The following is a 22,234-nucleotide window of genomic DNA, read 5'->3' on the forward strand; positions in this document are numbered from 1 at the left end:
TAAAAAAAAATACTTCTAAAGATAGTGATTATTTTAAAAGTTCCTGAACCCAAAAGGATGCAGGAACTTTCTTTAAAACAATCAAATATGAAAATTAACTTAACTCCTAGAATCTATATGATAAGGTCAATGAAGTAGTTCTGCCATTTATTGAACGTGCTCTGACAATATTATCGGTGTTTTCAACAATACTTCCTTCTTCAACTTCTGTAATACCTATTGTATCAAAAACGTTATTTACATTTAATGACGCTGTTAAACCTTTTGTTAATTCAATATTTACAAACGGATTGAAGTACACATATCCGGGCATAACCAATTCATTATTATCTTGTGCAAAAGATTTTGTTGTTCCAATAAAGGAAACCCCAACATTATGTTTTCCATCAGCACCAAATTTGTATGCTGCTATTGCGTTATATATAAAGTCTGCTTGTCTTCTTGGTGTATTCCCTTCAACAGCAGGATTGATCACGTCTTTTGAGATTTCAGCTTTTGTCCATGTAACACTTCCGTTAAAATTGAATTTACTTAGAGTATAACTTCCTTCCAATTCCAAACCATAAGCAGTATATTCTCTTTGAATTTGACGAATTCCGGCAGGAGCAAAATCCCAATTTTGTTCAGAAGTTAAAGCATAAAAACCGGTAGCATAAAAGGTATGATTTGTACCTCTTCTTTTATAACCAACTTCAGCTTGATTTACCATATCTGCACTCAAACCGGAAACTGCAGCACCAGAAGGAAGAATGTTTGCTCCAAATAATAATCTGTCAGCATTAGCTCTTCCACCACGGCTGTATCGTGCGAAAAGAGATTGATTTTCAGCTAACATATAATTTCCACCAAAAGAATATGAAACATAATCAAAATCATAATTTACCGGTAAACGATTAGCGTTATCAACTACAGAAACACTAGCTTCAGGCCCTTCGATAGTGCCATTATTATCAACATCTAAATTTGTTGATTGCACGGCACCAGCATACGTTCCTCTTACTTTTCCGCTATCAAAACGTAAACTAACATCTACATTAAATTTATCGCTAAATTTATATTGACCGGCAATGTAAGGAGCTGTTATATCATAATTAGTATCATAATTTCTGGTACAGCAATTTCCCCAAAAAGGAACTCCGTAAGCATATAATCCGTTAACTGAATTAGGCCCTGCATTTAACAAAGCTGCATTGTCGCCTTTTACTTCCATTAAATACGAATTCCATAACCACGACATAGAAAGGGTTTGATAGGCTTTATAATATCCTAATGTTAAATCGAAATCACCAAACTTTTTGGATAATTTCATATCGTTGGTGAAATTATTAAAATTATTGATTTCAGTATCAAAGGTGTGAATTCTCATAACTAAGTCATTTCCGTTCACGTTAGTACCGGCTTGAGCACCATTCGCATACGTTAAATTAGGCACACCAAATTCAGTAGCAAAATCAGCTGCCGTTTGCACTTGTGCGGGAAATGGTGAAACAAATCGTCCTCTGTGGAAATTTTGTCTGAAACGGTCTTCAATTTTCCAACCATTACCAATATCAAAAGAAAGTTCACCACCAAACGAAGTAGCCATTGGACGCATACCATCAGCCATGTTGCTTCTTCTTCTTTGTCCATCTTGACCCACAGTTAAATTATCTAAAAACAAAGCACTGTGTTGCGTATCATGTAAAATATCAAAATTTGAAAGAGAACTCCAATTCGGATTTGAATTGGTTCCACTCACTTTTACCGGCATTGGCAAATAACCAATTGCTCTGTCATTTAAGTGTTTGAAATACAATCGTACATATCCTTTTTCAAATTCTTTTGTAATATTTGCTTTAATTTGTCCACCCACATTTGCAGTATATCCTGCATTTCTTGGGCCTTCCCCTTGACGATAAAAACCTCCTACGTGAAAAAATAATCCATTTGCTATTGGAGAACCATATTCAAAATCAGTACGATAATTATTAAAGTCAACACCAAAAGACTGCATCAAAGAACCACCTTCAGTCTTACCATTTTTACTGATAAAGTTGATGATACCGGCTGGAGAATTACTGGCTAAAGTAGAAGCAGAACCTCCACGAATAGCTTCTACTCTTGAAATCGTTTGGTCGGCACGCACAAAAATATCGGCATTTCCGAAGGCAACATCACCAAATTGCATTACCGGTAATCCATCCTCATGAATTTGAAGAAACTTTGCTCCACCTGATGCTACAGGAATACCTCTGATAGTAATATTGGCATTACCTTCACCTCCTGTTGATTCTGATTTAATACCGGGGATTGAACGGAAAATCTCCGCTGTTGCTCTAGGAGCAGCTTGTTCAATTTGAGTGGTTGATACAGAACTAATTGACACACTCGATTGTAATTTAGATCTTGGATTGATTACCCCTGTCACCACTACATCGTCTAATTGAGTGGCATCTTCTACTAAAATAACTTCTGCTTTAGTTGCACCGTTTACCGTAACAACTTGTTTTTTTGTTTTGTAGCCAATATAAGATGCTACTAAAGTTACATTTCCGTTTTCTAACCCTGAAAGTTGGAAAACACCATCCATATCTGATGAAGTTCCTTTTGATGTTCCTTCTACCACAATATTCACCCCCGGTAAAACATTTCCGGCATTGTCTTTTACAACACCTTCAATAGAACCGGTCTGAGCAAAAATGGGTAATGAACAAAAACATAGGAAAAGAAAAGCAACCTTTTGAAATAGTAATTTTGTTCTCATTTTGTTTTGTTTAGTTAATAAAATTAAGTGATATTTTTTACGAATCTATTTTTTTTAATGCTAAATAATTAACTATTTATAATCGAAAACGTTTTCGAAATTACCGAAAACGTTTTCGATTTTTTGTATTGTATTTTTTTCCATATTTGTAACATGAAAGAAAAGGAGACTACATTAAAGGTAATTGCTGAAAAATTAAATATTTCCATAACCACAGTTTCAAAAGCTTTAAAAGACTACTCAGATGTTAGTCCAAAAACCAGAGAACGTGTATTGGAATTAGCACGAGAATTGAACTACACGCCCAATTCCTTTGCTGTAAACCTTCGAACTAAAGAATCAAAAACAATCGGATTAATTATACCTGAAGTTGTTCATCATTTTTTTTCAAGCGTCATTAATGGGATCATTGCAGAAGCTGAAAAAAATGAATATTTAGTTATCATACTTCAATCAAATGAATCGCTGGAACTAGAAAAAAAACAAGTTCAACTGCTCATTAATAAAAGAGTAGATGGAATCATAATGTCGTTATCCAATGAATCAAATGATGATGACCACATACGAGAAATTATTCAACGCAACATTCCGTTTGTGATGTTTGATAAAATTTCGAAGATCATTCCATGTTCTAAAGTAATTATAGATGACCAAAAAGCAGCTTCTGCCGCAGTAGAACATTTGATTTCAGTAGGTTGCAAAAAAATTGCACACATTAGAGGTCCTGTAAATCCTCAAAATGCCATTGACCGTTTTTTAGGATACAAAAAAGCGTTGGAAAAAAATCAAATTCCATTTGATAAAAATTTGGTTTATACCTGTGTTCGTGTTTCGTTTGAAGAAGGCTATGCGTTTGCAAAAGAAATATGTGAAAATCATCCGGATGTAGATGGCATTTTCGTAATTACAGACTTAGTAGCTGTGGGAGTTTTAGCCTATTTAAATGAACATCATATTAAAGTACCGGAACAAATTGCAGTCATCGGTTTTAGCAATTGGTTTATGTCACAAGTTATTCAACCTAAATTAAGTACGGTTGATCAACCTAGTTATGAAATGGGAGTAAGTGCTTTTAATTTGTTACTAAAAGAAATCAAGGCCGTAAAAGAGGAACAACCAAAAGTTATCGAAAATGTGGTTTTAGATACGCAAATCATTGTTAGAGAATCTACAAAAAAATAATTTATTTCTGCTTTTCGAGCGTAAATGAAAATTCTGAGCCAACACCAAACTGGCTTTCTACGTAAATTTTTTCATTGTGCCCTTCGATAATGTGTTTCACAATAGCCAATCCTAAACCGGAACCGCCTTCGGAACGAGCACCGCTTTTGTCAACTCTGTAAAAACGTTCAAAAAGCCTTGGAATGTGTTGTTTTTGAATTCCTTCACCGTTATCAGTAATGCGAACAATGATTTTATTTTTGACAAGATTTTCGATGCTTACTTCTGTAGTTCCGCCTTCTTTTCCATACTTAATAGAATTCATCACGAGGTTTGTGACCACTTGTTGAATTTTTTCTTGATCGGCATGAACCAGTATTGGATTGGGATATTTAGTGTCAAAAGTTAATGTAATATTTTTTTTGTTGGCTCTCATTTCAAGCAAATCAAACACATTCTTTACCAATTCAACAATGTCAAAATCAGCATAATCTAAATTCAAATCACCGGTTTCTAATTTGGTAATCATATCTAAATCTTTCACAATGTAGATTAATCGCTCCACTCCTTTTTCTGCTCGTTCAAGATATTTTTTACGAAGCGTTTTATCACTCATCGCTCCGTCTAAAAGTGTTGAAATATAACCTTGAACAGTAAACAAAGGCGTTTTAAGCTCATGGGAAACATTTCCTAAAAATTCCCTTCGGTATTCTTCACGTACTTTTAGGGTTTCAATTTCTAGTTTTTTATCGGTAGCGAATTTTTTTACTTCTTTAGTAAGCGTAGCCATATCAGTAGTGATAGGTTGATTTCTTAACGTAGTTGAATCTAAAAGCGAAACATCATCATAGATTTTTTTCACTCGACGATAAATAAATCGCTCCACCCGATATTGAATGACAAAAAAGCAGAAAAGAAATACAGATAAGCCAAACAGCAGAATAAAAAGCCCATTGATTTGGTAAAACAAAAAAGTAATAATAAACAAAAACCCCATTGAAAACAGGGAAACATAAAGTGCCGATTTAAGGGCAAATTTGTATGTTTTTTTAAATTTTATGGCCATTGAAAACAGCTTTCTACTCTTTATATTGCTGTCAAAGATACACTATTTTCAAACAAAGTATTTGCCTAAATTTCTATTTTGTAACCAACTCCTTTGATGGTTTTGAATAGATCATCGCCAATTTTTTCTCTTAATTTTCTAATGTGAACATCAATTGTTCTTCCGCCAACTACAACTTCATTCCCCCAAACTTTATCGAGAATTTCTTCTCTTTTGAATACTTTCCCAGGTTTTGATGCTAATAAATAAAACAATTCAAATTCTTTTCTTGGTAATACAATTTCTTTACCATCTTGAATAATTTTATATTCTTCGCGATTTACTTCAATGTTGCCAACGGTTAAGACATCGCTTTTGGCATCTTCTTCTTTTAATCTTCGCAACAGAGCCTTTACTTTACTTACCAATACTTTTGGTTTAATTGGTTTGGCAATATAATCATCGGCTCCGGCTTCAAAACCGGCAACTTGCGAATAATCTTCACTTCTGGCAGTTAAAAAAGTGACAATCACATTGCTTAATTCCGGGATTTTACGAATGTGTTCGCAGGCTTCCATCCCATCCATTTCGGGCATCATCACATCCATAATAATTAAATGAGGTAATTCCTTTTTGGCTTTTTGAACTGCTTCTTTACCATTTACTGCAGTTACAATTTGGTAGCCTTCCTGAGCAAGATTGTAGCCAACTATTTCCAATATATCTTGCTCATCATCAACCAATAAGATTTTAATGTCCTTTTTTTTCATATCAAAAAATAAATGCGTTTTGCGATGTAAAGGTAAAGATAATACAAAATGATTTACGTTGTTAACCGTAATTTAATCTGTTAACGTTTTCATAACTTAAGTCAAACGCAATGGTAACAAGTCTGTAACGCTCACTTTAAATTGCAACCTTTATTTTGCCCCAAAATTTAATCTAAACCAATGAAACAATTTTTCTTTTTAGTTATTCTTTCATTTAGTTGCTTTGTTCAAGCTCAAAAAGGAACGATTTCAGGAGTATTGACCGACAAAGACATGAATAATGAACCACTTCCATTTGCCAATGTTCAAATCAAAGGAACTTCAATCGGAACCACAACCGATGAAAACGGTAAGTACAATTTACAAGTAGAACCGGGAAATTATGTGGTTGTTTTTAGTTTTTTAGGTTATCAAACCATTGAAAACCCAGTAACCATAAAAGCTAATCAAACGGTAACCATCAACAAATCAATGACATCAGGTGAAGGTGTAATGTTAGCCGATGTTGTTGTAGCCACTACCAGACGTAAAAACACAGAAGCTGCTCTGGTTATGGAAATGAAAGAAGCCAAACAAGTAGTTAGTGCCATTTCCGCTGAGCAAATGAGCAAAGGAACCGATGGAAATGCTGCTCAAGCCATTCAACGAGTACCTGGAATTACAGTTGTGGACGGAAAATATGTAATTGTTCGCGGTCTAAGTGAGCGATACAACAACGTTTTAATTAACCAATCTATCGCACCAAGTACTGAGGTTAACAAACGTACTTTTTCATTTGACTTGGTTCCAACCAATGCCTTAGACAAAATGGTTATCTATAAAACCGGTTCAGCTGACAAACCTGCTGATTTTGCCGGAGGTATCATTGCTTTAACAACCTCAGAAAACAATACAGAATTTACACGAGTTGATGTTGGTTTTGGCTACAGAACAAACACTACTTTTAAAAAACAGTTTCATTCTGAAAAATCAGATACTGACTTTTTAGGGTTTGACAACAACTATAGAAACTTGCCATCTAGTTTTCCAAGTACTTATGTATTACAGGATTCGCCAAGAACATCAGCTATCCGTTTAGATGCTGCTCAAAGTTTACCTAATAATTTTAGTCCATCTTCTCAAGATGTATTCTTAAACTCTTCTGTTGGTTTTAGTTTTGGTAGAAAAATCAATGCCGGTAAAATTAAAATTTTTACTACCAATGGTTTCAATTATTCTACAAGCTATAAAACGTATAATAGAGGATTTAGTGAAGTAACAGGGTACAATCTAAACGGAGAAAAATTACCTTTAAAATCGGATTATAATGATGCTGTAAACCAAGAAGATGTTAGAATCAGTGTGCTTTCCAATTGGATTTTCACGTTTAATGAAAACCATAAAATCAAATTTAAAAATTTATTCAACCAAATTGGCGAAAACGATTCTAACTTAAGAGAAGGTTTTAATTTTTTACAACGTAATGAAGATAAATTCAAGAATTATATGTTTGGCTACAAAAGTCGCTCCATTTATATAGGTCAATTAAATGGTGACCATAAATTGAATGATACAAACCTTTTAGATTGGGTGGTTGGTTATAATTATCTTCAAGAAAACGAACCGGATTTAAGACGATTCAGAACAGTTCAACCAGCAGATGATACTACGGCTCCTTTTAGCATGATTGCACCCCCATCTTCAAACTTATTTGACACCAGTAGATTTTATGGAAATTTAAAAGAATTCTCTGCCAATCAAGGTTTAAACTACACGATTATTTTTAACAGACATACAGAAGAGGAAGAATTGGCTCCTGCAAAATTAAAATTAGGTTATTTGGTAGATTACCGTTACCGCTTATTTAAATCGCGATATATTTCGTATTTATTACCAGGGTATGTTCCACAGGATCGTCAGGATGAACTGATTAATCTTCCATTGGATGAAATATTTAACCCGCTTAACATTAGTCAAAATAACGGTTGGGTAATTGAAGAAGGAACTAAACCAAGTGATTCTTACAAAGCTGATAATTTCTTAACAGCCGGATATGCCATGTTTGAATTACCTGTTCATAAATTCGACATCACTGCCGGTGTAAGAGTAGAAAATAACCAACAACGTTTACGCTATTTTGACAATCGATATGATTATTTCAAAAACAACAATTCTATATTTTCATTCTTACCATCGTTGAATGTTGGCTATAATATTACGGAGAAATCTTTATTAAGAGTTGCGTATAGCAGAACCGTTAACCGTCCGGAATTCAGAGAATTAAGTGAAAACTTATTCTATGACTTTAAGTTAAACGCAAATATTTTAGGTAACCCATCTTTGACAACGGCTACAATTGACAACTTTGATTTACGTTATGAATTTTATCCAACCAAAGGTGAAACCATCAGTTTAGGAGCATTTTACAAAAATTTTGACAAACCAATAGAAAACAAAATTTTTACTGCCGAGCAACGTACATTTTCATTGATTAACGCCGATAAAGCGTTTAACTACGGAGTTGAATTAGAAATAAAAAAATCATTCAAAGACTTTTTCAATAACATTTATTTAGACCGATTGTCAACCAACATCAACTTTGCTTATGTAGTATCTGAAGTAGATTTAGGTGCTGGTGATTTTGCTCAAGATAAAACAAGAGCATTACAAGGACAATCACCTTATGTTTTAAATTTTGCTTTAGGATATGAAGATGAAAAAGGACTTTCAGTTAATGCAATTTTCAACAAATTCGGCACACGTATTTATGCCGTTGGTGACTTGAATTTTCCAACCATTTTAGAGCAATCCAGAGACCAATTGGATTTAGCAATTGCTAAGAAATTCAAAACCATTACCGTAAAATGGAGTGCACAAAATTTACTTAATGCTGCATTTAATTTATATGATGATACCGATAAAAATTACAAAATTGATTCATCAAAAGACATCAAAACATCTTCTTACAGAGAAGGAATTTTATTTAACTTAAATCTAACTTATAATTTCTAATAAAAACAAAATGAAAAAATTAGTCTTATTCATAACCGTATTAGTAACTTTCAATTCGTGTATTGATGACGATTTGGATTTTAACCAAAATTTAAATGAAAACTTTATTGAATTAGTGGGTGACTTACCATCACAAACGTTAGTAAAAGGAGAACGCTACTTAATAAAAGGGCAAGTATTTGTAAGAAGTGGAGCAACTTTAACCATCGAACCGGGTGCAGTTATTTTTGGGGATAAAGCTTCTAAAGGCACTTTGATTATTGATAAAGGAGGAAAAATCATAGCTGAAGGAACTGCTGCAGAACCAATTGTATTTACTTCTTCGCAAAAAGTAGAATCAAGAGACAGAGGAGATTGGGGTGGATTAGTTATCCTTGGAAACGCAAAAGTTAATCAATCTGAACCAGTTATTGAAGGAATTTCACCCTCTATTATTTACGGTGGAGATAATGACGATGACAATTCAGGAATTTTAAAATATGTACGAGTAGAGTATGCCGGAATTGAATTGACACCTAACAACGAAACAAACTCTATTACTTTAGGAGGTGTTGGAAGAGGAACAACTATGGAATATTGTCAAGTTTCCTATGGTGGTGATGATGGATTTGAATGGTTTGGCGGAACAGTTAATGGTAAATACCTAATTGCTTTAGGGATGTGGGATGACTGTTTTGATATAGATTTTGGCTGGAGTGGAAACATTCAGTTCGCTTTATCGGTAAGATACCCTACTTTTGCTGATCAATCGGGTTCTAACATCATAGAAACTGATAGTGGACCATCAGATAACCCAGTTCCATTTTTAACTAATGGTGTAATTTCCAACTTAACCGGAATTGGTCCTAAAATTGCAAACGCTACAGCTATCAGTGGTAACTATCAACATGCAATCGACATGAGAAGAAGAACCGCTTTAACGATTGCTAATTCTGTATTTGTTGGTATGCCAAGAGGAATTCGTATGAACCAACAAACTGTTTATAATAATTATTTGGCTAACGAAGGAGCATTGTTAAATAACGTTTTGGCTACGCCAACAACTATTTTTAGTGTAGGAAGTGGAATGACTGCCAATGCTGCTGATGTTCAAAATTATTGGAATGCCAACGGTAATGAAACCTTAAACGGAACTGATTTTGATGTTATTTATGCCGGTTTAGGAATCAATACAGCTGTATTCTATGGTAACAACACACAAAATTTCTATCCGTTTAATCCACTATTTGAAGTAACTAGTGGTTCATTAACATCAGGAGCTGCTTTTACATATCCTAAATTACAAAATGCTTATTTTTCTCCAACTACATATAGAGGAGCATTTGGAGCAACAGATTGGACAACACAATGGGCAGAATTTGTACCTAATTTAAAAGCATACTAAAATCCTTTTAATTACTTTTGAAGAGTTTAACCTTTGTTGGTTAAACTCTTTTTTTATAACCATTACTTCACATGAAAAAAATACTTTTTATTTTATTGATTTTTACGGCTTGTCAAAAAGAAAAATTGAACATTGAACCGAGTAATTATTTATCAACCAAAGAAATAGATGATTTTAAATATAAAATTATTCGGTATGTAGATCGTCTTCCGGCTAAAGTAACTGAAGAAAATAAATTTAAAACCGAATACGATTCTATCTACAAAGAAATGGCTAAAAATGCCGATTTAATTTTTTATCACACTGAAAATGATACGGTGTATTTTGCCATTACAAAAATTGCACCAAGCATAAAATTAAAAAAAACAGCTACAGTTGGTAGATTAAAAATGGATAATGGCGGAAATTTACTCTACTACGAAGAAGCTTTTAGAACCTGGAAAATGGAAGATCCTGAACTGAAAGAAAAAACAAAATTACTGTTTGAAAAATATGTAAAAAACGAAGATTTAACGCCTTACTACACTAAGCATTCTGGTAATGATTTTTACATTGAGTTTCCGGATGATGCTACTTATTATGATGTTAAAAAACGAAAATGGAGCACCCGAAACGCCTTTTAATTGATTTTTTTGAAAATTGGTATAGATTTTGAAATAATTTTTATACTTTTACCAAACCAAATCGGAAAGATGACAAAAAATTACTTTTATACCATTCTTTTAGCGGTTTTTCTTATTTTCCAAGCAGCTTCTGCTCAGGACAATAAGCCACAACAACCCACCAAAACTCAGGAAACTTCTATTGAGGGTCTTAACATTTACCCTAATCCTGTGAGCAATGGTAAAATTTATATTACTTCTAAATCATCTTTAGAAAAAGAAGTTGTAATTTTTGATATTTTAGGAAAGACGATTTTACAATCTACGTTAACATCTAAAGAGTTAAACGTTTCATCCCTTACACCGGGTGTCTATTTCATTAAAATCAAAGAAGGAGAAGCAACTGCCACTCGAAAATTGATTATCAAATAATTAGCCCTTTTCCACAATTCAATTTTATCTATTTTATTTTTATTACTAATTTATTGTATTTATCTTTGTACCATAAATTTTATAAAAAATGAAAAAACTTTACACTTTATTATTTTTAGCATTTTCATTGTTTACTGTTCAAGCTCAGTACACTGTTAACTTTGAAAATGAAACAAAAACAGCTTACACTTCTGCAGCCGTTTCTCTTTCAGGTATAGAATGGGACATGACAGAATCTTTAATTGGAAATGCAACAGCTGATTGGAAAAACGGAACTAAATCAGCACGTTTAAGAGGTTATGGTACTTCTTCTATGACGATGTTGGCTAATAAAACAGGAGGTATTGGTAATTTATCTTTCCTATACAGAAGATATGGAACTGATGCTCAAGTAGATTGGAAAGTGGAATATTCTATTAATGATGGAGCTGACTGGACTCAAGTAGGAAGTACTTTTACTGCTCCTGCTACAGATGAAGTTCAAACTTTTTCTGCTCAAATGGATGTAAATGCAGATGTTCGCATCAGAATCAAAAGAGCTACTGAAACCGGAACTGCAAATGCTCGTTTAAATATTGATGATATTGTGATGACCGATTTTGGTGCGGTTGCCTCTCCAAGCTTGGCTATAGGTTCACCATCTAACGGTACAATTTTTGCTCCGGGTTCAGATGTTACTGTAAATCTTACTGTAACAAATTTTGTTGTAGGAACGCCTGGTGCCGGAATTGATGGACATATCCATTATACCTTATCTCCAGGAGGCTCTATGGTGATGAAATATGACACTACTCCAATTGTGTTTTCCGGTTTAGCTGCAGGTATCTATACCTTAACTATGGAACTAGTTGACAATTCACATACTCCATTAAATCCTGCTGTTGGTGCTACAGTAGTTTTTGAAATTGCTCCATTAAATGTGGTGGGTAATTTGGGTGAAATGCGTGCAGATGTTATTGCGAATGGTGCAGGAAAATATTACCAAATTATTGAGACACCAGTTGTAACGTATGCAAGAACAACACGTAATCAAAAATATGTACAAGATACAACCGGAGCGGTATTAATTGACGACGTTGCCGGAATCATTACTACTCCATTTGTTGAAGGTGATGCTATGTCAGGTTTAACCGGAAGAACTTCTTTATTTAGCGGTTTATTACAGTTTACACCTACTGCAAATGCTACAGTTGCTTCATCCGGAAATACAGTTGATCCGATAGTAGTTTCTTTAGCAATTGTATTGGCAAATGTTCAAAATTTTGAAAGTAAATTAGTGCGTTTTAACAACGTAACATTTGCTGATGGAAATGGTACTACTACATTTGTTAATCCTCCAGCCACAAACTACAACTTTACTGATGGAGTGGATACAGTTGCCTTCAGAACAACTTTTGTAGAGTCAAATTACATTGGTTCACTTGTACCAAGTGGTGCAACTTCATTCGTTGCTTTAGTTGGTAATTTTAACGGAACTGCACAAGTTACTGCTCGTTCGTTAAACGATTTAACATTATCGGTTCGAAACAATACTATCAACGGTTTAAAAGTGTATCCAAATCCTGTAAATGATGGTATTTTATATATTTCTACCGATTTGAATGAAGAGAAAAACGTTCAAGTATATGATGTACTTGGAAAACAAGTTTTAAACATCACCTCTTCAACAGAAGCAATTAACCTTTCTTCTTTAAACACTGGTCTTTACATCGTAAAAATCACCGAAGGTGGAAAATCAGCTACTGTGAAATTGGCTATTAAGTAATCCGTTACTTTCAACATAAATCAAGCATCAACGAAAGTTGGTGCTTTTTTTATTGTTACTTTTGCACTCATGAATCCCTATCCCGATATATTTTCTATAAGAAGTCAGAAAGAATTTGAGAAAATCGCCCTCAAAGTTTTTCGGCATCAGTTTGAGAACAATAAAGTATATCAGAATTTTTCTTTGTTATTGAAAAAAGACAAATCGAATGTAAAAACCATCACTGATATTCCGTTTTTACCGATTCAGTTCTTTAAAAGTCATGAAATTATAAGTTCAACAAACCCGATTCAGGAAACGTTTACCAGTAGCGGAACAACCGGAAGTATAACAAGCAAACATTTGGTTACCGATATTACATTATACAAACAAAGCTTTCGAAATGCCTTTTCACAATTCTATGGCAACATAGAAGATTATGTGATTCTGGCCTTGCTCCCCTCCTATTTAGAACGAGAGAGTTCTTCATTAATCTATATGGTCAACGATTTGATTGAAGGTTCCAATCATCCGGAGAGTGGTTTTTATTTGAATAATTATGATGAGTTAATTCAGAAACTTATTAAACTAGACTCATCCGGTCAAAATGTACTTTTAATTGGGGTAACATATGCTTTATTGGATATGATTGAAAAACAATCTTTTCAATTGAAAAACACCATTGTCATGGAAACCGGTGGTATGAAAGGCAAACGAAAAGAAATCATTCGCGAAGAATTGCACACCCTTTTATGCAATGGTTTTGGAGTGCCAAGTATTCATTCCGAATATGGTATGACCGAGTTATTATCGCAAGCTTATTCACTTGGCAACGGTATTTTTGAATGTCCGCCTTGGATGTCCGTTCTCATTCGTGATACCGAAGATGCGTTGACGTATGTGGATAATGGAAAAACTGGCGGTATCAACGTGATAGATTTATCCAATATCAATTCTTGCTCTTTTATTGCTACACAAGATTTGGGCAAAAAATATCCCAACCATTCATTTGAAGTGTTGGGACGTTTTGATTCGAGTGATATTCGAGGGTGTAATTTGATGGTTATTTAAAGTTGTTTCAGGTTTCAGGTTTGCTTCGCCAGTCGCCCTTTGGGCTCGTGTCAAGTTTAGCTTTGCTCTGTTCGGCTTCGTCTCGAGTCAAGTTAAACCGCTCGTAAAATAAAATAGGTTTTTTTTCCGCGTTGCAACAATACAAATTCATCATTGATTAAATCATGGGTAGAAAGTGAAAATTCTTCAGTTACTTTTTCTCGGTTTACTGAAATTGAATTCTCTTTCAAAGCTCTTCTCGCTTCACCATTGGAAGACATGAAACCGGATTTACCGGCCAAAGCATCCACAATGTTAATTCCGTTTTTTAGTTCTTCTTTTGAAATTTCCGCTTGAGCAATTCCGTCAAAAACATCTAAAAAGGTTTTAGAATCCAAACCTTTTAAATCTCCTGAAGTAGAATTTCCAAACAAAATAGAAGATGCTTTTACTGCTTTTTCATATTCTTCTCTCGAATGTACAAAAACAGTAATTTCTTCTGCTAATTTCTTTTGCAACAAACGCAAATGCGGTTCTTGTCTATGCTTTTCAATCAATTCTTCAATTGTTGCTTTATCTAAAAAGGTGAAGATTTTGATGTATTTTTCCGCATCTTCGTCAGAAGAATTAAACCAAAATTGGTAAAATTTATAAGGCGACGTTTTATCTGCGGTTAACCAAACATTTCCCCCTTCCGATTTTCCAAATTTGGATCCATCGGCTTTGGTAATTAGTGGTGTGGTTAAGGCAAAAGCTTTCGCACCTTCATCATCCGTATTTACATTCAAACGACGAACCAATTCAGTTCCGGTGGTAATATTTCCCCATTGATCAGAACCGCCCATTTGCAATTTACAACCGTAATGTTTGTGCAAATGATAAAAATCGTAGCCTTGAATCAATTGATAGGTAAACTCTGTAAACGACATCCCTTCGCCTTCACCGGAAAAACGTTTCTTTACCGAATCTTTAGCCATCATATAATTAACGGTGATTCTTTTTCCCACATCTCGAGCAAAATCGATAAATGAAAAGTCTTTCATCCAATCGTAATTGTTTACTAGAATTGGAGCATTTGCTTCTGTAGAATTAAAATCTAAAAAGCGTGATAAAACGCCTTTAATTCCTTCTACATTTCTGTTTAAAGTGGCTTCGTCTAATAAGTTTCGCTCATCCGATTTTCCGGAAGGGTCACCAATCATACCGGTAGCACCACCTACTAATGCAATCGGACGGTGACCAAAATTTTTCAAATGTACCAATAAGATGATTTGCACCATACTACCAATATGCAATGAATCGGCTGTTGGATCAAATCCAATATAAGCAGTGGTAGATTCTTTCAACAATTGCTCTTCTGTTCCGGGCATCATATCGTGAAACAAACCTCTCCAACGTAATTCTTCAACTAAATTTTTCATGCTGTTATTTTTGGCAAAGATAGTTTTAATTCGATAATTTGAAAATGTGGTCAAGAAACATTTATCTTTGTTTTTATGAATTTAGTTACAGGCGGAACAGGATTGGTTGGAGCTCATTTATTGCTTCATTTACTTCAAAACGGAGAAAAAGTGAAAGCTTTGTTTCGCACTGAAAACAGCATTTTAAAAACCGAAAAACTCTTTCACCAGTTTAATCAAAACGATTTATTTCATCAAATTGAATGGGTTGAAGGCGATGTAAACAATATTCCAAGTTTAGAAATAGCGTTTGAAAACATTGATACCGTTTATCATTGTGCAGCACTTATTTCCTTTGACTCAAAAGACGAAGCTCGATTAAGAAAAGTAAATATCGAAGGAACAGCCAATATGGTGAATTTGGCTCTTGCTTTTGGTGTAAACTCCTTTTGTTATGTCAGTTCTATTGCGGCATTAGGTGATTTGGGCGAACATGAAACCATCATTACAGAAGATACAGAATGGAATCCTGAAAAACCACATAGTGATTATGCTTTATCAAAATATGGAGCCGAAATGGAAATATGGCGAGCCCAACAAGAAGGTTTAAATTGTGTCATTGTAAATCCGGGTGTCATTTTAGGAAGCGGTTTTTGGGAAAACGGAAGTGGCGAAATTTTTACTAAAATCGCTAAAGGTTTACCCTTTTATACAAAAGGTTCCACAGGATTTGTGGCCGTTGAAGATGTCGTAAAAATAATGTACGCTTTACAAAAAGAAAAAAACAATAGTGAACGTTTTACGATTATTAGTGAAAATATAGATTTTCAAACTATATCATTCGCCATAGCTGATGGATTAAAAGTGAAACGACCCTTTTTCTATGCTAAACCATTTTTTACAGCTCTATATTGGCGTTTGGATTGGATTTTCGCTCATTTCTTTTTTCAACCAAGGAGATTTTCAAGAGCTACTGCAAAATCGTTGCACTCAAAGGATATTTATTCCAATCAAAAAATCAAAGACAAACTAAACTATTCTTTTTTGCCCATCAAAGAATATTGCATGACCATTAGTTCGTTTTATTCAAAAAACGATTGACGTCCAAATTCCTTTTTTTTCTTTTTAGTTTACTTGTATCCTTTTGAGTTTTTGGAAGGTCAATGGTTTTAGTGTTTTTTTTCATCAAACTATCATTCATGACTGATGCTTCTTCTAACCTATTTTCAACTGCTTCATACATCTTTTTATAAGCTTTGATGTCGGCTGCATAATATTTATTATTTTCCACTAATTGCAAACTATCGATAGCATATTTTTGATAGATATAAGTAGCAGGATTGATATTTTTCTGTTCTAATAATGGAGCTTGATTAGATTTTAAAGCATCTAAAATAGCTAAATCATATAAAATATTTGTCATCGTTTTTTTGTCGATCAACTTTTTTGGTTTTTCTACCAAATCCTCTTTACAGGCGGAAAAAACATAAAGAAATAGGCAAAAGAAAATTATTTTTTTCATTCTTTATCGATTAAATAACAAACGCATTCCAACTTTATCTTCACTCACTTTTGATTGATGATACACCAACGAACCGTTCACAAAAGTATGGGTAACTTTTGATTTAAAAGTAGTACCTTCAAATGGTGACCAACCACATTTATATAAAACATTATCTTTTTTTACTGTCCAAGGCAAAGCAGGATTCACAATGACTAAATCGGCATAATACCCTTCTTTAATGAATCCTCTTTTTTCGATTTTGAAAATTTTCGCTGGATTATGAGCCATTTTTTCAACTACTTTTTCAATGGAAATTTTTCCTTGATGATGTGCTTCAAACATCGCAACAACGGCATGTTGCACTAATGGACCGCCAGAAGGTGCTTTTGTATAAACTTGCTTTTTCTCTTCTAAAGTATGCGGAGCATGGTCTGTTGCAATCACATCAATTCGGTCATCTAACAATGCTTTCCATAAAGCTTCGCGGTCTGAAGCTGTTTTTACAGCCGGATTCCATTTGATGAAATTTCCTTTTGTTTCATAATCTGCATCGGAAAACCACAAATGATGGATACAAACTTCTGCTGTAATCTGTTTTTCTTCCAAAGGAATCTTATTGGTAAACAATTCCATTTCTTTGGCAGTTGAAAGATGAAAAATATGTAATCGTGCACCGGTTTTTTTGGCTAACGCAATAGCTTTTGAAGACGACAAATAACAGGCTTCTTCACTTCTTATTAAATGGTGAAATTGTACCGGAATATCATCGCCGTATTTTTCTTTATACGCGGCAAGATTATTTTTTATTGTTGTTTCATCTTCGCAATGAACCGCAATAAGCATTTTTGTTGAAGAAAATATTTTTTCCAACACTTCTTCATTATCCACCAACATATTTCCTGTAGAAGAGCCTAAAAACAATTTTATTCCGGCCACATTATGTGGATTGGTTTTGATAATTTCTTCCAAATTATCGTTTGTTCCACCCATCATAAACGAATAATTGGCATACGATGTTTCAGCTGCAATTTGGTATTTTTGTTCTAACAATTCTTGTGTAACAGCATTAGGAACAGTATTCGGCTGTTCAATGAAGGAGGTAATTCCACCCGCAACAGCTGCTTTTGATTCAGTTGCAATTGTTCCTTTATGCGTTAATCCGGGTTCACGAAAATGCACTTGGTCATCAATAGCACCCGGAATTAAATAATTTCCTTCGGCATCAATGATTTTATATTCTGATTTGGCAGTGATTCTGTCGGCTATTTCAATAATAAATTGTCCTTCTATTAAAACATCGCCTTCTGTAATTTTGCCTTCATTAACAATTTTGGCATTCTTGATCAAAATCCTTTTCATCTTCAAATCTATTATAATCGATTAAATAGTTTTTTTATTCGCAACGAAATTACTCCAAACACAGCTTCTTTAATGATAGAATTACTCATTTTTGATTGACCTTTCGTTCTATCCGTAAAAATAATCGGAACTTCTTTGATCTTGAATCCTTTACAAAACGTTCGATATTTCATTTCAATTTGAAATGCATAGCCCACAAATTTTATTTTATCTAAATTAATTTGTTCTAAGACTTCTTTTCGATAGCAAATGAAACCGGCAGTAGCATCATGAATTTTCATTCCGGTAATCATTTTTACATAAATCGAAGCGAAATAGGATAACAAGACTCTGCTCAAGGGCCAGTTTACAACATTAACCCCTTTTACATATCGAGAACCAATGGCCATATCTGCTCCATCATTTTCACATGCATCATGTAATTTCAAAAGATCGTTTGGATTGTGTGAAAAATCGGCATCCATTTCAAAAATATAGGCATAATTGCGAAGCAAAGCCCATTTAAAACCATGCACATAAGCCGTTCCAAGACCTGATTTTTTTTTCCGAACTTCTAAAAAAAGTTGGTTTGGAAACTCTTTTTGCAATTCCTGAACTTTTTCAAATGTTTTATCCGGGGAATTATCATCCACAATCAAAACATGAAAAGGCTTTTCAAGTTGAAAAACAGCCCGAATGATTGCTTCAATATTTTCGATTTCATTAAAGGTTGGAATGACCACCAATCCAAGTTTCATAAATACCAATTTTCAGAACAAAAGTAAACTTTTTATCCCTCATGATTCATAATAAAATGATAATAAACCGTGAGAAACAAAAAAATAGTAATTTTACAAACTGAATTATGGAAATTTTATTTCAAGAAAGAATTTTAGCAACGAAAGACTGGGCAACTGTTTTGTTTGTCCTGTGTTTTATTTTGATTGCGATTACTAAAACCTTTTTTGAAGCCCGTTTTAATGAATTCTTAAAACTATTAGTTACTGATAAATATGTAAAAATTTACAAAGATCCTTCTCACATGATGAGTTGGTTTACGATAAGTTTGTTTTTTGTTCAACTGATTTCCTTTTCGTTTTTTGCTTTAATTTTATTGGACCATTTTGGTTTAGCTGATAAAAATGATAGTATCAAATTTATACAAATCATCACTTTGATTGGTGTTTTTGTCTTATCTAAATATTTGATTGAAAAAATCATTGCCACTTCATTTAAAATTGAAGAATTCACCGAACAATTTAACCTTCAAAAGGTAAGTTATCGCACATTTCTTGGATTAATTTTATTACCGATCAACATTTTACTGTATTACAACGATATATTACCCGGATTTATCATCTATTTTTCGTTATTTACATTGTTGATTATCAATGCTTTTACCTATATTTTGTCGTTGAAAAAATATCAAAACTTACTATTTAGTAAGATGTTTTATTTTATTTTGTATCTTTGTGCCCTTGAAATAGCACCCTATTATTTCATGTATTATTGGTTTACAAGACGTTAGTTTTTAGAACAAGTTCGATATGAAAGTGAAAACAATTTTGGTGTCGCAACCAGAACCAAAAGTAGATAATTCTCCTTACTTTGAGCTGATACAAAAGCATAAAGTAAAAATCGATTTCAGACCCTTTATTCATGTCGAAGGTGTTCCTGTAAAAGAAGTTAGAAGTCAGAAAATTGATTTGAATAACTTCACTGCCATTATCTTAACCAGTAAAAATGCTGTAGACCATTTTTTTAGAGTGGCCGAAGAAATGAGATATAAAGTTCCGGAAGACTTAAAATATTTTTGTCAATCAGAAGCAGTAGCTTTTTATTTGCAGAAATATGTGGTATATCGTAAAAGAAAAATATATGTTGGTCAAAAGGATTTCATTGATTTATCTCCGTTAATTAAAAAATACAAAGAAGAAAAATTTTTATTACCGGCTTCTGATCAGTTAAATTTTGATGTTCCACAAACACTTAACGGATTAAAAGTAAATTGGACACAAGGTATTTTTTATCGCACTGTCATGAGTGATTTGTCTGATTTAGCGGATGTTTACTATGATGTTTTGGCATTTTTTAGCCCAACCGGAATCAAATCACTATTTAAAAACTTCCCGGATTTTAAACAAAACGAAACGAGAATTGCAGTTTTTGGCAGTACAACTCAAAAAGAAGCGATAGATCATGGTTTACGTGTTGACATTATGGCTCCTTCACCGGAAGCTCCATCAATGACAATGGCATTGGAAAAATATATCGCCAAGGTTAACAAAGACAAATAGTATTTATTCTACTTCATAAAAAAGAGTCCCACAAAATTGCGGGACTCTTTTCGTTTGGTTAGTTAGTGTAAAATTATAATTGAGGTCCGGACTTCACTAAGTTTTGTCCTTCTTCATTGTCTGTATATTGTACAAAGTTTTTAATGAACAATCCGGCTAGATTAGTAGCTTTTGCCTTCCAATCTTCTGCATTGGCATACGTATTTCGTGGATCTAAAATGTTTGAATCTACGTCATGTAACGCCGTTGGCACTACAAAATTAAATACCGGGATTACTTTTGTTTCTGCTTTTTCAATTGAGCCATCTAAAATAGCATCAATGATTGCTCTTGTATCTTTAATTGAAATACGTTTTCCGGTTCCATTCCAACCTGTGTTAACCATATAAGCAGTTGCATTGTGTTGCTCCATTTTCTTTACCAATTCTTCACCGTATTTGGTTGGATGTAAAGACAAAAATGCTTTACCAAAACAAGCTGAAAAAGTAGGTTGTGGTTCCGTTACACCTCTTTCAGTTCCGGCTAATTTTGCCGTAAACCCGGAAAGAAAATAATATTTAGTTTGTTCTGGAGTCAATTTAGAAACCGGTGGCATTACACCAAAAGCATCAGCCGTTAAGAAAATAACTTTTGTAGCGTGACCCGCTTTTGAAATCGGTCTAACAATATTATCAATATGATAAATTGGATAAGAAACTCGTGTATTTTGCGTTACAGAACCGTCTTTAAAGTCGATTTTACCATTCTCATCAACCGTCACATTTTCTAATAAAGCATCACGTTTGATAGCACCATAAATATCCGGTTCGTTTTCTTTACTTAAATCAATCGTCTTAGCATAACAACCGCCTTCGAAATTGAAAACACCTTCATCATCCCAACCATGCTCATCATCACCAATTAATTCACGCTTTGGGTCAGTTGACAAGGTAGTTTTTCCTGTTCCGGATAAACCAAAGAAAACGGCAACATCACCATCTTTGCCTTTGTTAGCAGAACAATGCATAGAAGCAATTCCTTGTAAGGGCAAATAATAATTCATCATTGAGAAAAGCCCTTTTTTCATTTCTCCTCCGTACCAAGTACCTCCAATAATTTGAACTTTTTCAGTTAAATTGAAAGCAATATATACTTCTGAATTTAACCCATGTGCCGCAAAATCTTTGAAAGATGATTTAGAACCATTCATTACGATAAAATCCGGCTCACCAAAATTTTCCAATTCTTGCTCAGTTGGACGGATGAACATGTTTTTTACGAAATGTGCTTGCCAAGCCACTTCCATGATAAAGCGAACTTTTAATCTTGTATTTTCATTTGCACCACAAAAAGCGTCAACTACAAACAATCTTTTTCCTGAAAGTTGATTAACAGTTGTGTCTTTTAAAGCATTCCAAGTGGTTTGAGAAATAGGTTTGTTATCATTTGGTGCTTTTGGTGAATTCCACCAAATAGTATCTTTGGTAACTTCATCTTCAACAATGTATTTGTCTTTTGGGGAACGACCAGTGAATTCACCGGTCATTACATTCACAGCTCCTAATTCAGAAAGCTGTCCTTTTTCATATCCTTCAAGGTTTGAACTTAACTCTTCGTTATAAAGTAATTCATAAGACGGATTATAGACAATTTCTGTAGTATTTTTAATTCCGTATTTTTCCAACGAAATCGATTTCGTAAATTGAGCGTATGTATCCATAAATTTGTCGTTTAGTTGTGTTTAAATATTTGGCAAAAGTAAAAATTAAATCTTTACAATTGTATATTTGTGCT

18 protein-coding genes are annotated in these 22,234 nt (G+C 33.8%); 10 read left to right on the forward strand and 8 right to left on the reverse strand.

Annotation, left to right across the window (positions count from 1 at the left end; all coding sequences use genetic code 11):
* Positions 1 to 106: 106 nt before the first annotated feature.
* Positions 107 to 2,743, reverse strand: a complete 2,637-nt coding sequence (locus H601_RS0114295) for a TonB-dependent receptor (protein WP_026712125.1) — start codon at positions 2,741 to 2,743, stop codon at positions 107 to 109.
* Positions 2,744 to 2,896: 153 nt separating this feature from the next.
* Between H601_RS0114295 and H601_RS0114300 the strand changes: the two genes are divergently transcribed.
* Positions 2,897 to 3,925, forward strand: a complete 1,029-nt coding sequence (locus H601_RS0114300; RefSeq protein ID WP_035656086.1) for a LacI family DNA-binding transcriptional regulator — start codon at positions 2,897 to 2,899, stop codon at positions 3,923 to 3,925.
* Between the two features lies 1 nt (position 3,926).
* Here H601_RS0114300 and H601_RS0114305 read toward each other — a convergent pair whose 3' ends face one another.
* Together H601_RS0114305 and H601_RS0114310 are read right to left on the reverse strand one after the other, a co-directional pair.
* A complete protein-coding gene (locus H601_RS0114305) occupies positions 3,927 to 4,970 on the reverse strand; it encodes a sensor histidine kinase (RefSeq protein ID WP_026712127.1) in 1,044 nt (347 codons plus the stop codon).
* A 65-nt stretch (positions 4,971 to 5,035) separates the two neighbouring features.
* Positions 5,036 to 5,719: a response regulator transcription factor gene (locus H601_RS0114310; RefSeq protein WP_026712128.1), complete on the reverse strand. Its 684-nt coding sequence runs from the start codon at positions 5,717 to 5,719 to the stop codon at positions 5,036 to 5,038.
* A 180-nt stretch (positions 5,720 to 5,899) separates the two neighbouring features.
* On the opposite strand from H601_RS0114310, the gene H601_RS0114315 reads away from it, so the two are divergent.
* The 6 genes from H601_RS0114315 to H601_RS0114340 all read left to right on the forward strand — a co-directional run bounded on the left by H601_RS0114315 (position 5,900) and on the right by H601_RS0114340 (position 13,943).
* A complete protein-coding gene (locus tag H601_RS0114315) occupies positions 5,900 to 8,710 on the forward strand; it encodes a TonB-dependent receptor (protein WP_026712129.1) in 2,811 nt (936 codons plus the stop codon).
* Between the two features lie 10 nt (positions 8,711 to 8,720).
* The gene (locus H601_RS0114320; protein WP_026712130.1) at positions 8,721 to 10,094 is read left to right on the forward strand and encodes a hypothetical protein; all 1,374 of its coding nucleotides are present in this window, start codon (positions 8,721 to 8,723) and stop codon (positions 10,092 to 10,094) included.
* A 71-nt stretch (positions 10,095 to 10,165) separates the two neighbouring features.
* Positions 10,166 to 10,717 (forward strand): hypothetical protein, encoded by a 552-nt coding sequence (locus H601_RS15890; protein ID WP_051220772.1) that lies wholly within the window; start codon positions 10,166 to 10,168, stop codon positions 10,715 to 10,717.
* A gap of 69 nt (positions 10,718 to 10,786) precedes the next feature.
* Positions 10,787 to 11,128 (forward strand): T9SS type A sorting domain-containing protein, encoded by a 342-nt coding sequence (locus H601_RS0114330; protein WP_026712131.1) that lies wholly within the window; start codon positions 10,787 to 10,789, stop codon positions 11,126 to 11,128.
* 88 nt (positions 11,129 to 11,216) lie between these two features.
* Positions 11,217 to 12,893 (forward strand): T9SS type A sorting domain-containing protein, encoded by a 1,677-nt coding sequence (locus H601_RS16250; RefSeq protein ID WP_026712132.1) that lies wholly within the window; start codon positions 11,217 to 11,219, stop codon positions 12,891 to 12,893.
* A 69-nt stretch (positions 12,894 to 12,962) separates the two neighbouring features.
* Positions 12,963 to 13,943: a LuxE/PaaK family acyltransferase gene (locus H601_RS0114340; protein WP_026712133.1), complete on the forward strand. Its 981-nt coding sequence runs from the start codon at positions 12,963 to 12,965 to the stop codon at positions 13,941 to 13,943.
* A 92-nt stretch (positions 13,944 to 14,035) separates the two neighbouring features.
* Here H601_RS0114340 and tyrS read toward each other — a convergent pair whose 3' ends face one another.
* The gene (gene tyrS, locus H601_RS0114345; protein ID WP_026712134.1) at positions 14,036 to 15,343 is read right to left on the reverse strand and encodes a tyrosine--tRNA ligase; all 1,308 of its coding nucleotides are present in this window, start codon (positions 15,341 to 15,343) and stop codon (positions 14,036 to 14,038) included.
* Between the two features lie 75 nt (positions 15,344 to 15,418).
* Between tyrS and H601_RS0114350 the strand changes: the two genes are divergently transcribed.
* Entirely contained in the window at positions 15,419 to 16,423 is a 1,005-nt protein-coding gene (locus H601_RS0114350; RefSeq protein WP_026712135.1) for an NAD-dependent epimerase/dehydratase family protein, read from the forward strand.
* Here H601_RS0114350 and H601_RS15900 read toward each other — a convergent pair.
* From H601_RS15900 to H601_RS0114365, 3 genes are read right to left on the reverse strand one after another with little or no spacing between them, the layout of a single operon-like run.
* Positions 16,395 to 16,844, reverse strand: a complete 450-nt coding sequence (locus H601_RS15900) for a DUF4296 domain-containing protein (protein ID WP_051220773.1) — start codon at positions 16,842 to 16,844, stop codon at positions 16,395 to 16,397. The two genes, H601_RS0114350 and H601_RS15900, sit on opposite strands and share 29 nt — an antisense overlap.
* Before the next feature lie 3 nt (positions 16,845 to 16,847).
* Positions 16,848 to 18,185 (reverse strand): dihydroorotase, encoded by a 1,338-nt coding sequence (locus H601_RS0114360; protein WP_026712136.1) that lies wholly within the window; start codon positions 18,183 to 18,185, stop codon positions 16,848 to 16,850.
* A gap of 11 nt (positions 18,186 to 18,196) precedes the next feature.
* Positions 18,197 to 18,922: a polyprenol monophosphomannose synthase gene (locus H601_RS0114365; RefSeq protein ID WP_026712137.1), complete on the reverse strand. Its 726-nt coding sequence runs from the start codon at positions 18,920 to 18,922 to the stop codon at positions 18,197 to 18,199.
* Between the two features lie 107 nt (positions 18,923 to 19,029).
* Between H601_RS0114365 and H601_RS0114370 the strand changes: the two genes are divergently transcribed.
* Positions 19,030 to 19,692 (forward strand): DUF4271 domain-containing protein, encoded by a 663-nt coding sequence (locus H601_RS0114370; RefSeq protein WP_156900422.1) that lies wholly within the window; start codon positions 19,030 to 19,032, stop codon positions 19,690 to 19,692.
* 19 nt (positions 19,693 to 19,711) lie between these two features.
* Positions 19,712 to 20,461 carry a uroporphyrinogen-III synthase gene (locus H601_RS0114375; RefSeq protein WP_026712139.1) on the forward strand — a complete coding sequence of 250 codons (750 nt, stop codon included), beginning with the start codon at positions 19,712 to 19,714 and terminating at the stop codon, positions 20,459 to 20,461.
* A 73-nt stretch (positions 20,462 to 20,534) separates the two neighbouring features.
* On the opposite strand, the gene pckA is transcribed toward H601_RS0114375, so the two are convergent.
* On the reverse strand, positions 20,535 to 22,160 hold the full coding sequence (gene pckA / locus H601_RS0114380) for a phosphoenolpyruvate carboxykinase (ATP) (RefSeq protein ID WP_026712140.1): 1,626 nt from the start codon (positions 22,158 to 22,160) through the stop codon (positions 20,535 to 20,537).
* Positions 22,161 to 22,234 lie beyond the last annotated feature (74 nt).

The sequence above is a fragment of the Flavobacterium filum DSM 17961 genome, assembly GCF_000425465.1.
GTDB classification, from domain to species: domain Bacteria; phylum Bacteroidota; class Bacteroidia; order Flavobacteriales; family Flavobacteriaceae; genus Flavobacterium; species Flavobacterium filum.

Excerpts from the sequence above, each read along its gene's own strand:
- H601_RS0114295 (WP_026712125.1), bottom strand. The coding sequence starts at position 2,743 with ATGAGAACAAAATTACTATTTCAAAAGGTTGCTTTTCTTTTCCTATGT.
- H601_RS0114300 (WP_035656086.1), top strand. The coding sequence starts at position 2,897 with ATGAAAGAAAAGGAGACTACATTAAAGGTAATTGCTGAAAAATTAAAT.
- H601_RS0114305 (WP_026712127.1), bottom strand. The coding sequence starts at position 4,970 with ATGGCCATAAAATTTAAAAAAACATACAAATTTGCCCTTAAATCGGCA.
- H601_RS0114310 (WP_026712128.1), bottom strand. The coding sequence starts at position 5,719 with ATGAAAAAAAAGGACATTAAAATCTTATTGGTTGATGATGAGCAAGAT.
- H601_RS0114315 (WP_026712129.1), top strand. The coding sequence starts at position 5,900 with ATGAAACAATTTTTCTTTTTAGTTATTCTTTCATTTAGTTGCTTTGTT.
- H601_RS0114320 (WP_026712130.1), top strand. The coding sequence starts at position 8,721 with ATGAAAAAATTAGTCTTATTCATAACCGTATTAGTAACTTTCAATTCG.
- H601_RS15890 (WP_051220772.1), top strand. The coding sequence starts at position 10,166 with ATGAAAAAAATACTTTTTATTTTATTGATTTTTACGGCTTGTCAAAAA.
- H601_RS0114330 (WP_026712131.1), top strand. The coding sequence starts at position 10,787 with ATGACAAAAAATTACTTTTATACCATTCTTTTAGCGGTTTTTCTTATT.
- H601_RS16250 (WP_026712132.1), top strand. The coding sequence starts at position 11,217 with ATGAAAAAACTTTACACTTTATTATTTTTAGCATTTTCATTGTTTACT.
- H601_RS0114340 (WP_026712133.1), top strand. The coding sequence starts at position 12,963 with ATGAATCCCTATCCCGATATATTTTCTATAAGAAGTCAGAAAGAATTT.
- tyrS (WP_026712134.1), bottom strand. The coding sequence starts at position 15,343 with ATGAAAAATTTAGTTGAAGAATTACGTTGGAGAGGTTTGTTTCACGAT.
- H601_RS0114350 (WP_026712135.1), top strand. The coding sequence starts at position 15,419 with ATGAATTTAGTTACAGGCGGAACAGGATTGGTTGGAGCTCATTTATTG.
- H601_RS15900 (WP_051220773.1), bottom strand. The coding sequence starts at position 16,844 with ATGAAAAAAATAATTTTCTTTTGCCTATTTCTTTATGTTTTTTCCGCC.
- H601_RS0114360 (WP_026712136.1), bottom strand. The coding sequence starts at position 18,185 with ATGAAAAGGATTTTGATCAAGAATGCCAAAATTGTTAATGAAGGCAAA.
- H601_RS0114365 (WP_026712137.1), bottom strand. The coding sequence starts at position 18,922 with ATGAAACTTGGATTGGTGGTCATTCCAACCTTTAATGAAATCGAAAAT.
- H601_RS0114370 (WP_156900422.1), top strand. The coding sequence starts at position 19,030 with ATGGAAATTTTATTTCAAGAAAGAATTTTAGCAACGAAAGACTGGGCA.
- H601_RS0114375 (WP_026712139.1), top strand. The coding sequence starts at position 19,712 with ATGAAAGTGAAAACAATTTTGGTGTCGCAACCAGAACCAAAAGTAGAT.
- pckA (WP_026712140.1), bottom strand. The coding sequence starts at position 22,160 with ATGGATACATACGCTCAATTTACGAAATCGATTTCGTTGGAAAAATAC.